The sequence below is a fragment of the Agrobacterium sp. GD03872 genome (assembly GCF_029840625.1).
Taxonomy (GTDB): Bacteria; Pseudomonadota; Alphaproteobacteria; order Rhizobiales; family Rhizobiaceae; genus Agrobacterium; species Agrobacterium fabrum_A.
In genome coordinates, this window is sequence record NZ_JAOCCY010000004.1 from 255374 (window position 1) to 267642 (window position 12269).

The window sequence follows — 12269 nt, forward strand, 5'->3', positions numbered from 1 at the left end:
GCTCACTTGCCCCGGTTGGGTGACGAGATCGCGCGATCGCTGTCCGCACCGATGAAATCGATGATTTCAAGCGCCTGTGGGCAATCCAGATAGTCGTTACGGTCGATTGCCGCCGCATTGCCGCGGATCGTGCCTTCTGCCTCGAAAATCTGCTTGTAGATGCGCCTGACCTTATGGATATCGGCGCGCTCGATACCGGCGCGCGTCATGCCGACGACGTTGAGACCGCCGAGAATGCCGGGATTACCGTTCAGCATGCCATAGGGAATAACGTCGTAATTGACCGCCGACAGCCCGCCGATGAATGCCTGACGGCCGATGCGGGTGAACTGGTGTACGGCACAGCCGCCGCCGAGGATGGCGCGATCCTCGATGGTGACATGACCCGCCAGCATCACATTGTTGGACAGGACGATATGGCTGCCGAGACGGCAATCATGTGCCACATGCGAGTTGGCAAGGAAAAGATTGTCGTTACCGATAATGGTCTTGCTGCTACCGTCGGAACTGCCGGCATTCATCGTCACGCCTTCGCGCATGATGCAGCGCTCGCCGATCTCCAGCGTCGTCTCCGAACCGTCGTGGCGAACCGCCTGCGGCGTGCCGCCGATGACCGCCATGGGATGGACGACCGACCCGCGGCCGATGACCGTCAGGCCGGAAACAACGGCGTGATTGTGCAGCTGGACATCGTCATGCAGCGTGACTTTTGCGCCGACATAGCTCAGCGCACCGATGACGACGTTTTCACCGATCACCGCGCCGTCTTCGATCACGGCCGTCGGATGAATTCTGGCCGAGGCGGCAATCGTGCTCATTGCTGGTCCTCGGGGATCATCATCGCGCCGACATCGGCCTCCGCCACCAGCGCGCCGTCCACCTTCGCCTCGCAATGAAATTTAAAGACATTGCCGCGCTGGCGCTGCTTGACGACATGGATTTCCAGACGGTCGCCGGGGATCACGGGCTTGCGGAAACGCGCATTGTCGATGGTCATGAAGTAAACCAGATGACCGCCCTCACCCTGGCTGCGAGCGCAGATCGCACCCGCCGTCTGGGCCATGGCTTCGACGATCAGAACGCCCGGCATGATCGGCCGATCCGGGAAATGGCCGGTGAAATGCGGCTCGTTGACCGTGACGTTCTTGATGCCAATCGCCGAGTTGTTACCATCGATCTCGATGATCTTGTCGATCAGCAGAAATGGGTAACGATGCGGCAGAAGCTTCATGACTTCCAGAATGTCAGCCGCGCCCAGCGCCGTCTTCGTTTCTTCAGTCATTGTTTTTCTCTCCTGTTTTTTTATCACGCCCTTCAGCGCGCGCCAGAATTTCGGCCATGTCGCGCAGGAAATATTTCATCGGACGCGCGGGCGTACCGCCATAACGGGCGCCTGCCGGCACGTCCGCCACAACACCGCTCATCGCCGCGATCTGTACGCCGTCGCCAATGTTGATATGGCCATTGATACCGGCCGCGCCGCCAATCATCACACCGTCGCCGATGCGGGTGCTGCCCGCAATGCCGACCTTGCTGACGATGCCGCAATGGCGGCCGATGCGGACGTTGTGGCCGATCTGCACCTGATTGTCGATCTTGGTGCCTTCGCCGATGACCGTGTCATCCATGGTGCCGCGATCGATCGTGGTGTTGGCGCCAATCTCGACATTGTCCTGAATGATGACCCGGCCGATCTGCACGATCTTCAACATGCCGCGCGGACCGGGAGCATAACCGAAACCGTCCTGACCGATGCGCGCGCCGTTATGGATAATCACATTATTACCGATGAGGGCCGCAAGAACGCTTGCGCCGCCAGCAATGGTACAATCGCGTCCGATCTGCACATCCTGCCCGATGATGACGCCGGGACCGATGCGCGTACCAGCGCCGATATGGACGCCAGCTCCAATCACGGCGAGCGACTCGACGATGACGCCCGCCTCCAGCTTCGCGGATGGATCGACATGCGCAGCATGGGAAATTTCAGCTTCCATCCGCGCGATTGGACCCGGACGCATGGCGGAAGGATGCAGCAAGGCACCCACCTGCGCAAAAAGCGTGTGCGGGTTTTTCGATATCAGCGCAGGGGTGTGAGACGGAAGCATGTCGACAAGTGCGACGTCACAAATGACGGCGCCAGCGTCGCAGGTCTGCAGCTCATCGCGGTTCTTGCGCGAAAGAATATAGCAGAGCTGATCGGGTTTTGCCCGGTAGACCGGCGCAACGGACCGAATGATCCGCTCTCCCGCCGCGTCGTCAGACAGTTCCGCCCCAAAACGGTCTGCGATGTCTTTCAATCGCAATCCCTCGTGGGGCGGAAAAAAGGCGTTGTATTCCATCAGCCGGAAACTCCAGAACGTTCAAAGTTGCAGTTCTGGACTGCCGATATCAGAAAGTGTTGGACATGCCAAACCGGAAACGCTGTTCCTCGTCGTAGTCTTCCTTGGCGATCGGCACGGCGTAGTCGACGCGGATCGGACCGAAGGGCGACGCCCACATCACACCGATACCGGCGGATGCGCGGATGGAGTTGTCGTCCTTCACACCTGCACTGTTGGCGACCTTGTTGCCATACAGCGTACCGGCATCGACGAAGCCAGCCAGACGCAGGCCGAAATCTTCGGGAACGCCGGGCATCGGCGCCGTGACTTCGGCAGAAGCGGCGAAGTAGGTCGTGCCGCCGATGGAGTCGGAACCGATGCGCGGACCGATACCATCGTTCTTGAAGCCGCGAACCTGACGGCCGCCGAACTTGAACTGATCGAAGACCAGAAGATTGTCGCCCGTCGGCATGACGTGACCCGCCTGGCCGGTGATCGAGCCGATGACATCGTATTCGTCAGACAGCGTGTAGAAGAAACGTGCCTTGGCGTAGATCTTGTAATATTCGGAATCGCCGCCGAGACCTGCAAATTCGTTCGTCAGGGCAGCCTGCCAACCTTCGCGCGGCATGTTGCGGTCATCGAGCGTATTGTAGTTCAGCGTGTTGGAGATGATGGACTGCGTCCAGTCACCGCCACGGATCAGGTCCTTGTAAGGCTCGGCAAGATTGCTGCCGCTCTCCCAGTCACCCTCACCATCGTAATTGATCTGCTTGTAGGTGTACTTGAACGTCGTCGAGAGATCTTCGGTGATCGGCGCGGTCACGCGCAGCGAGAAGCCCTGCTCGTCGTAGTCATAATAATCTTCGCTGCGGCTCTGGCTCTTGAACAGGTCGAAACCTGCCGCGAGGCGGTAACCGAGGAAATAAGGCTCGGTGAAGGACAGCGTATAGGTACGCGCGTCATCTTCACCCGCACCGGCGGCGAGACGGATATACTGGCCGCGACCGAGGAAGTTCTTTTCTTCGATGGAGGCTTCGAGCAGCACGCCGTCGTTCTGCGAGTAACCCGCACCGATACCGAACGAACCCGTCGACTGGTCTTCTACGTCGACAACGATGACGACGCGGTCAGGCGCGCTGCCGCCGGCGGTCGAGATATTGACCTTGGAGAAGTAACCGAGCGCTTCAAGACGGCGCTTTGCAGCCGTGATGACCGTCTGGTTGAATGCATCGCCTTCGGAAATATCGAATTCGCGGCGAATGACATAGTCACGCGTACGGGTGTTGCCGCGGATTTCGATACGCTCGACATAAGCGCGCTCGCCCTGGTCGACGATATAGGTCACGCCGATGGTGTTGCCAGCCATGTCACGGTCGCCGCGCGGCGTTACGCGGGCAAAGGGATAACCTTCGCCGGCAACGCGCTTGGAAATCGCTTCCATGCTCTGCTGAACTTCCTTGGCGCTATAGCTGCCACCCTGACGGGTTTCAACAAGGCCCTGAAGTTCCGAACCGTCAACACCCGGAACGGTCGATTCGACCGCGACGTTGCCGAAGTTGTAACGCTGACCTTCATCGACCGTGATGGAGATGGTGTATTCGTTCTTGGACTCGTCCAGCACAGCCTCGGAGGACACGACCCGGAAGTCGGCGTAACCGCGGTTGTAGTAGAACTGGCGCAGCGCCTCTTCGTCGGCGCGCAGCTTGTCCTCGTTATAGACGTCCTTGCGTGTCAGGAACGACAGCATGTTGGACTTCTTGGTATTGATGACGGCGGCCAGACGGCCATCGCTGTAGGCATTGTTGCCAACGAAATCGATACGGCCGATCTTCGTGCGCTCGCCTTCATTGATGACGAAAGCGATGTTTACGCGGCCCTGGCCGACGGAAACGGTCTGCGTGGTGACTTCAACGTCGCTACGGCCGATTGCGGCATAAGCTTCCTTGATGCGGGCAATATCAGCCGTGACGATCGCCTGATTGAACGGGCCCATCGACTGGGTCTGCACGACGCCGGCAAGCTTGTCGTCCTTGATCTTGCGGTTGCCGTTGAAGACTACCTGGTTGACGAGCTGGTTTTCATTCACCGTCACGACCAGCGTGCTGCCGGAAACGCGCATGGAGACATTGGAAAAGTAACCGGTGGCGTAAAGACGCTTCACCGATTCATCGATGTCCGAATTGGAAAAGTTCTTACCCGGCGCAATGGTGATGTTGGAACGCACGGAGTCCGCACCGGACCGGTCGGCCCCGCGAACATCGATCCTGCTGATGACGGCTGCATTTGCAACGCCAGCAGAGGCAAGCACGCCAAGGCCCGCAACCGAAGAAACACCGGCAGACAGAGCAACCGCCGACACAGCGTTCAAAAATCTTGAACCAGCCTTCATTTCAATTCTTACCTTTTTACGTTGTCCCTCAGCGGGCGGAACCCGACTCCGGCCATGTGCGTCGTTTTACCTGCTTTTCCCCTACAAGCAAGCGCGAACGTTAAATTCTGTTTACTTCGTGCTTCAGAGTGGCTCATTCGCCACTTCGGCATAAAAACAAGGTAAACAAGCCACTAACAAAACCGTTAAAACACAATCCTCAGCCAATCAAGCTGCTGATATCATTCCATGTTGCAAAAACCATAAGACCCAAAATCATCATCATGCCGATACGGAACGCAACTTCCTGCGCGCCTGCGCCGAGCGGCCTGCCGCGAATGGCCTCAATGGCGTAAAACACCAGGTGTCCGCCGTCCAGAACCGGGACAGGCATCAGGTTCAAAAGACCGATGGAGACGGAAAGGACTGCGGCGAGCTGGATAACGGCGGAAATGCCGAGTGTCGCCATCTGGCCGGAGGCCTGCGCCACCCGCACCGGGCCACCCAGCTGATCGGCATTCATGCGGCCGGTGACGAGATTCCCGATATAATTGAAGGTGCCGGTGATGACGTGGCCGGTTTCGCGCACGCCTTCCATCAGCGCCGCGGAAGGCGAATATTCGATGTGCCGGAAATTGCCGCTCGTCTGATCGGTGACGATGCCGATAATGCCCATTTCCAGCTTGTTGCCGAACTGATCGGTGGTTTCCGTGCGGGTCGGGACCATCGGCAGCTTCAGCTCCTCGCCTGCCCTTTCGACGGTTACGGTGATCGGCGTGCCCGGCCGGATGCCGACATAACGGCGGACATCCTCGAAGGTCATCACTTTTTCGCCATCGATGGCCACCAGCCGGTCGCCGGGCTGCACGCCCGCGGCAGCCGCCGCGCTGTTTTCACGGACTTCCGCCACGACCGGATCGGCGATCATCCGGCCATAGATGCCGAAGAGCACCGCGAAGATGAGAATGGCGAGAATGAAATTCGCAATCGGTCCGGCGGCAACCGTTGCCGCCCTTTTCCACAGTTTCGCGCCGGAAAGCGTCTGCGCCCTCTCCTCCAGCGACATATGCGACAGCCCGGAACTATCCGGCTTGCTCGCCGCATCTTCGTCGCCGAAGAACTTGACGTAGCCGCCGAGCGGTATGGCCGAAATCTTCCATCTCGTACCACGCTTGTCGGTAAAACCGATCAGCTCGGGGCCGAAGCCGATTGAGAATGCCGTGGAACGGATGCCGCACCAGCGGCCGACCAGATAATGGCCCATTTCATGGACAAAAACGAGCAGGGACAGCACCAGGATGAAAGGCACGATATAGCCGGTCAGAAAGCCGGTCGCCGCCATTACTGTGTTCATGACAATCTGCCCTTTATGTCGTGACCTTTCGCGCCGCCTAGAACCCGGGCAACAGACCACCGCCCGATCCGGGCACGTCGCCGGTTGCCGCCGCATGCACGAAAGCAATGAGGAATACCGTAAAGCAGGCAAAAACAAGACCGTCAACACGGTCCATGAAGCCGCCATGGCCCGGAATGAGGTGGCTGGAATCCTTGACCTGGAAACGCCGTTTGACGAAGGATTCGAAAAGATCGCCGATCTGGCTGAATACCGAAAGGATGAGCGCGAGCCCCAGCACCAGCAGGCTGATTCTGCCGTGATAGGCCATGGATACGGCCGCGCCGCCGATCATGGCCGCCACAGCCCCGCCGATGGCCCCCGACCAGGTCTTGCCGGGCGAAATCGAAGGCGCAAGCTTCGGCCCGCCGATGGCGCGCCCGACAAAATAAGCGAGGATATCCGTCGACCAGACGACGGCGAAAATAAACAGGATGGACACGAAGCCCGTCAGCTCGTCGCCGCGGATGGCCGCCAGCGATATGCCGCTCAGGCCCGCATAAAAAATGCCGCCCACCAGCCACCAGTTTTTACCGCGCAAGATCGGAAACAGCGCCGCGGTCAGTGTGAATCCGGATAAAAGCGGCAGATCGAGCGAGGGTTCGCCGAAAATCGTGTTGCCGGCGATGACGGCGACCGCAAACCAGCCCCAGGCATTGCCGGTGGAATTGGTTTCCGAGAGCCGGGTAACCGTCGACCATTCATAATAGATGAGGATCGCCAGGAGGCCCGCGACGATGCGGAACAGAATGCCGCCATACCAGGTTGCGGCCAGAATGACCGCAGCCATGACGATTGCGGACACGATCCGCAGTCTGAGTTCACGGCCCATCAGGCGCCTGCCACGGCAACCTGCTCGGTGAGTGCGCCGAAGCGGCGGTCACGCGTTGCATATTGCTCGATTGCGGAAAAGAATCGCTGACGGTCGAAATCCGGCCAATATTCGGGAACGAACAGGAATTCGGAATAAGCCGCCTGCCAGAGCAGGAAGTTCGACAGGCGTTCTTCGCCGCTGGTGCGGATGATGAGATCCGGGTCCGGAATTCCGGAGGTATCGAGCCTCGCCGAAATCATCTCCGGCGTGATCGATTCGGCATCCAGCCGACCTTCGGCAACATCGCGGGCAATCGCCACCGTCGCGCGGGCGATCTCGTCGCGGCTGCCATAATTGAAGGCGATCACCAGCGTGAGCTTGGTGTTGCCAGCCGTCATCTGCTCCGCCTCTTCGAGAAGAGAGCGTATGTCGTGCTTCAGGCCCTGCCGGTCGCCAATGATCCGCACACGGACATTTTCGCGATGCAGTTCCGCGAGATCACGCCGGATGAAGGCCTTCAAGAGCCCCATCAGATCGCTCACCTCGGATTCCGGCCTGCGCCAGTTTTCCGACGAGAAGGCAAACAGGGTGAGATAACGGATTCCGCATTCGCCAGCCGCGCGCACAGTTTCGCGCACGGCCTCCACTCCGCGGCGATGCCCCATCACGCGGGGAAGACCGCGCTGCTTTGCCCAGCGGCCATTGCCATCCATGATGATGGCGACGTGCTCGGGTATGGAGGAACGTGTCGTCGTCGGCATATCGATCCAGTAACAGGGCAGCGCGGAATTAAAACGGATAAAATACAGACCTATCGCAAGCGATATCAGACCTGCATGATTTCCTTTTCCTTCTCGGCAAGCAAGCGGTCAATTTCCGAAATCGTGTCATCGGTCATTTTCTGCACCTTTTCCGACTGTCCACGGCTTTCGTCCTGACCGATGTCACCGTCCTTTTCGGCTTTTTTCAGACCATCCATGCCATCGCGACGCACGTGGCGAATCGCCACCTTGGACTTTTCGGCATAATCATGGGCGACCTTGACGAGCGATTTGCGGCGCTCCTCGTTGAGTTCAGGTAGCGGGATACGCAGGTTCTGGCCGTCGACGATGGGGTTGAGGCCGAGATTGGATTCGCGGATCGCGCGGTCGACGGCGTTGACCATCGACTTGTCCCAGATGTTGACGCCGAGCATGCGCGGCTCCGGAACGGTGATATTCGCGACCTGGTTCAGCGGCACGCGCGAGCCATAGGCTTCGATGGTGACCGGATCGAGAATATTGGCCGAGGCGCGGCCGGTGCGAAGCGATGCGATATCGCTCTTGAATGCATTGATGGCGCCGTCCATACGGCGCTTGATATCGTTGAGGTCAACACCACTCATCTTGATACTCCATCTTGTCGGCCAAGCCGGCCGTAATCGCCCCTTGAGGCGGCATCGTTTTGATTATTTGTCGTGCACGATGGTCTTGCGGCCGCCGCCGGTCAATATCTGCGCAAAACCGCCCTTCTCGTGGATCGAGAAAACAATGATCGGAATGTGGTTTTCGCGGGCAAGCGCAACGGCGGCGATATCCATGACCGCCAATCCCTTGCCGAGCACTTCGCTGTGGGTCAATTCGTCGAAACGGGTGGCCGTCGGATCCTTCTTCGGATCGGCCGAATAGATGCCGTCCACCTGGGTGCCCTTGAAGATCGCCTCGGCGCCCATTTCGGCGGCGCGAAGCGCTGCAGCGGAATCGGTGGTGAAGAACGGATTGCCCGTACCGCCGGCAAAGATCACCACGCGGCCCTGGGCCAGATGGTGAAGGGCGGCGCGCTGGGAGAAGCTCTCACAGATTTCAGGCATGGCGATTGCCGAGAGAACGACGGTGTCGATGTTGAGCTTGCGGAGCGAGGTGGCAAGAGCCAGCGCGTTGATGACGGTCGCCAGCATGCCCATATGGTCGCCGGTAACCCGGTCTCCGCCCTTCGACGCCACGGCCACGCCGCGGAAAATATTGCCGCCGCCGACGACAACGCCGACTTCAACGCCCATCGCCCTCGCCTCGGCAATATCGGAGGCAATACGGTCGGCCACCGCCACATCGATACCGAAACCCTGATCGCCCATGAGGGCTTCGCCGGAAGCCTTGAGAAGAACGCGTTTGTAGATCGGCTTGGAAGACATCATGACTCCTCGGAAATGTAACCGAAACGCGGATACACGAAGGGCACCGCGTTGTCACGCGATGCCCTCCCGTTTTCCCAAGATTGGGTAAATATAATCAGCCCTTGGCGACGGCTGCGACTTCGGCTGCGAAATCGCTTTCTTCCTTCTCGACGCCATCGCCGAGCAGCAGGCGAACCATGCCGGTCACTTCGATGGAAGCGCCGGCTTCCTTTTCGGCGTCCTTGACGGCAGCGCCGACAGTGATGTCGGGGTTGATGACGAACGCCTGCGACAGAAGGGCGACTTCTTCGAAGAACTTGCGCATGCGGCCATCGACCATCTTTTCGATGATGGCTTCCGGCTTGCCGGATTCGCGGGCCTGTTCGATGAAGACGTTACGCTCGCGCTCTGCAACGGCGGCGTCGACTTCTTCAGCGCGAATGGCGAGCGGGTTGGTCGCAGCAATGTGCATGGCGACCTGGCGGCCGATGGAGTTCAGAACGGCCTTGTCGCCTTCCGACTTCAGCGCAACGAGAACGCCGAGCTTGCCGACGCCGTCACCGGCAGCGTTGTGGATGTAGGTCGCAACAACGCCGTGCGGCACTTCGAGTGCAGCAGAGCGGCGGAGCGTCATGTTTTCGCCGATGGTGGCAATCGCGTCCTTGATGCTGTCGGCAACGGACTTGCCGGTTGCCGGATAGGTGGCAGCGGAAACAGCGTCAACGGTACCGTCGGTGGAGAGGGCGACCTGGGCGATACCGCGGATGAGGTCCTGGAACGCATCGTTGCGGGCAACGAAGTCGGTTTCGGAGTTCAGCTCAACAACGACAGCCTTGTGACCCATGGTGGCAACGCCGACCAGACCTTCGGCAGCCGTGCGGCCGGACTTCTTGTCGGCCTTTGCGATGCCCTTGGCGCGCAGCCAGTCGATCGCCGCTTCCATGTCGCCATTGGTCTCAGCAAGAGCCTTCTTGCAGTCCATCATGCCTGCGCCAGACTTCTCGCGCAGTTCCTTCACCATTGCGGCTGTGATTTCGGTCATTGTTTGCCTCTTATCGGTTCGATCGGTCAGCCGGCGGAATTTGCCGTGCCGAAGTTCTGGGTGATGACTGTACCCGGCCGCACACCCTTTGAAACCGGAGAGGATTTCAGGAAAGGGGCATGCGCATTCCCAAGTGCTGCGGCGTCGCCATACATCGGAATGATGGGTGCCGCTCTAGTGTGACAGCGTTATGAAGACTGCCTTGTGTTTCAACCACATCGGACGCCGGCGATTTCCTAAAAACGCAGCGGAGCGTTTGAAACGAACAAGGCCGTCAACCCATTGAAGGTCTTTGACGGCCTTGTCATATCCTGGTCGAGGAGACGGCGATCAAGAAATCGCCGCCAGACAGGGCCTAAATCAGGCGCCAGCCTCGTCTTCGAGAGCGGGCTCGATCGGAGCTTCTTCGGAAGCGCCGATGTCGCGGCCGGAAGCACCCTGCTGACGGGCGATACCGTCGATGGCAGCGCGGGCGATCAGGTCGCAATAAAGCGAGATGGCGCGCGAAGCATCGTCGTTACCCGGGATCGGGTAGTCGATGTGGTCCGGGTCGCAGTTGCTGTCGATGATCGCAACGACCGGAATGCCAAGACGCTTGGCTTCTTCGATCGCGATCTTTTCCTTGTTGGTGTCGATGATGAACATCAGGTCCGGAACGCCGCCCATATCGCGGATACCGCCGAGAGCCTTTTCAAGCTTTTCGCGCTCGCGCTCGAGGTTCAGGCGTTCCTTCTTGGAGTAGCCCGAAGCTTCCGAGTTCAGGATCTCGTCGACCTTGCGCAGGCGCTGGATCGAGTTGGAGATGGTCTTCCAGTTGGTCATCATGCCGCCGAGCCAGCGGGAGTTGACGTAGTACTGGGCCGAACGCTTTGCGCTGTCGGCGATGATTTCGGACGCCTGGCGCTTGGTGCCGACGAACAGAACGCGGCCGCCACGGGCAACGGTGTCGGACACGACCTGAAGGGCGCGCGACAGCATCGGAACGGTCTGAGCCAGGTCGATGATGTGGATGTTGTTACGGTCGCCGAAGATGTACGGCTTCATCTTCGGGTTCCAGCGGTGCGTCTGGTGGCCGAAGTGAACACCAGCTTCCAGAAGCTGGCGCATAGAAAAATCGGGCAATGCCATGCCTTGTTACTCCTTTTCCGGTTTAACCCCCGCGAAGCGAACAGCGCCGATTTTCATCGACACCACCGGGCGGAACGGACCGGATTTCTCCCGGAACATCCCAAGCTTCGCGTGTGGAATGGTGAGCCGCATACAGTCGCCCGCATGAAAATGCAAGCATTTATGCGAAAAAACCGCAGAAACAGCCGCGTTTCAGCGGACAGGCTTGTTTTCGCAGGTCTCGGGCTTGAGAATATCGAGCTTCGCAAGCTTTCCCGTCAGGACGAAATCGCCGTAATCCATCGTCAGATCGCGGGTGATTCCGTTTTCATAAAGCTTGAACGACATGCGATAGATCGGCAGGGCGTCGGTGCCGGTCTTGTCATTGTAATAAGCGATGGTCACCGGCCAGAAGGCGGCCTTGGCGAATTCCCCCACCTTGCCGGCTTCGGCATCGCCATCCTTCGGCATCTGCGACTTGCCGACCAGCGTGGACGTGATCAGGCTCTCATCGCCATCGTCAGAACCGTCGAATATCCGCGATTCGAAGATGCGCTTTCCCTGTTTCGCATGTTCGATGACCTGGAACATGTGCTCTGTCGGGAATTCGCTGGCCACGAGACTGACCTGACGGGCATCCGGGCGGGTCAGATCGACCTTGACGCCATCGGTGCTGTCGGTTGCGGCCCCCTGCACTTCCTTGTCCAGCTTGTCGTCGGTGTAGGACTTGGTCTCGAAGGTGAATTTCTTGGCCGCCATATCCTCGAAAGTCGTGGTCTGCTGGTCGGTCATGCGCACGGCATCGCCGGTGTTGATCTGCGTCACGAAACGGAAATCCGTCTTGTAGCCCTGACAGGCCGAGCCCGTGAATTCATAGACCATGCGGCCCGTCATGCCCTCGATGCCGGAGCGATCGGACGCGTCCTTGAGTTCGAGGTCGTAGACGGCGCGATGCGCAATGAGATCCGGAACCGCGACCGGCAAGGCATTGGCAGCGTTTGACAGGCCGGTCATAAGCCCTGTTGCGGCAACGAAACCAAGCGTCCTGACAAACATGCAATATCTC

The 12269-nt window shown here is 59.2% G+C and carries 12 protein-coding genes; all 12 read right to left on the bottom strand.

What is annotated here, in order from left to right:
* Positions 1-2: 2 nt before the first annotated feature.
* On the bottom strand, positions 3-818 hold the full coding sequence (gene lpxA, locus N5D22_RS12295) for an acyl-ACP--UDP-N-acetylglucosamine O-acyltransferase (RefSeq protein WP_279655264.1): 816 nt from the start codon (positions 816-818) through the stop codon (positions 3-5).
* Entirely contained in the window at positions 815-1282 is a 468-nt protein-coding gene (gene fabZ / locus N5D22_RS12300; protein ID WP_003521400.1) for a 3-hydroxyacyl-ACP dehydratase FabZ, read from the bottom strand. Before fabZ ends, lpxA begins: the two co-directional genes overlap by 4 nt.
* Positions 1275-2342 (bottom strand): UDP-3-O-(3-hydroxymyristoyl)glucosamine N-acyltransferase, encoded by a 1068-nt coding sequence (gene lpxD, locus N5D22_RS12305; protein ID WP_279655265.1) that lies wholly within the window; start codon positions 2340-2342, stop codon positions 1275-1277. The genes fabZ and lpxD overlap by 8 nt, the downstream gene beginning before the upstream one ends.
* Positions 2343-2391: 49 nt before the next feature.
* Positions 2392-4716 carry an outer membrane protein assembly factor BamA gene (bamA, locus tag N5D22_RS12310; protein ID WP_279655266.1) on the bottom strand — a complete coding sequence of 775 codons (2325 nt, stop codon included), beginning with the start codon at positions 4714-4716 and terminating at the stop codon, positions 2392-2394.
* 199 nt (positions 4717-4915) lie between these two features.
* Positions 4916-6037: an RIP metalloprotease RseP gene (gene rseP, locus N5D22_RS12315; protein WP_279655515.1), complete on the bottom strand. Its 1122-nt coding sequence runs from the start codon at positions 6035-6037 to the stop codon at positions 4916-4918.
* Positions 6038-6086: 49 nt separating this feature from the next.
* Positions 6087-6920, bottom strand: a complete 834-nt coding sequence (locus N5D22_RS12320) for a phosphatidate cytidylyltransferase (RefSeq protein ID WP_279655267.1) — start codon at positions 6918-6920, stop codon at positions 6087-6089.
* Positions 6920-7663 carry an isoprenyl transferase gene (locus N5D22_RS12325; RefSeq protein ID WP_279655268.1) on the bottom strand — a complete coding sequence of 248 codons (744 nt, stop codon included), beginning with the start codon at positions 7661-7663 and terminating at the stop codon, positions 6920-6922. Before N5D22_RS12325 ends, N5D22_RS12320 begins: the two co-directional genes overlap by 1 nt.
* A gap of 65 nt (positions 7664-7728) precedes the next feature.
* Positions 7729-8286: a ribosome recycling factor gene (frr, locus tag N5D22_RS12330; RefSeq protein ID WP_003521407.1), complete on the bottom strand. Its 558-nt coding sequence runs from the start codon at positions 8284-8286 to the stop codon at positions 7729-7731.
* 63 nt (positions 8287-8349) lie between these two features.
* On the bottom strand, positions 8350-9072 hold the full coding sequence (gene pyrH, locus N5D22_RS12335; protein WP_065116199.1) for a UMP kinase: 723 nt from the start codon (positions 9070-9072) through the stop codon (positions 8350-8352).
* Between the two features lie 97 nt (positions 9073-9169).
* Positions 9170-10096 (bottom strand): translation elongation factor Ts, encoded by a 927-nt coding sequence (gene tsf / locus N5D22_RS12340; protein WP_279655269.1) that lies wholly within the window; start codon positions 10094-10096, stop codon positions 9170-9172.
* A gap of 360 nt (positions 10097-10456) precedes the next feature.
* Positions 10457-11224: a 30S ribosomal protein S2 gene (rpsB, locus tag N5D22_RS12345; RefSeq protein ID WP_003496241.1), complete on the bottom strand. Its 768-nt coding sequence runs from the start codon at positions 11222-11224 to the stop codon at positions 10457-10459.
* A gap of 192 nt (positions 11225-11416) precedes the next feature.
* A complete protein-coding gene (locus N5D22_RS12350; RefSeq protein WP_279655270.1) occupies positions 11417-12259 on the bottom strand; it encodes a cell envelope integrity EipB family protein in 843 nt (280 codons plus the stop codon).
* Positions 12260-12269 lie beyond the last annotated feature (10 nt).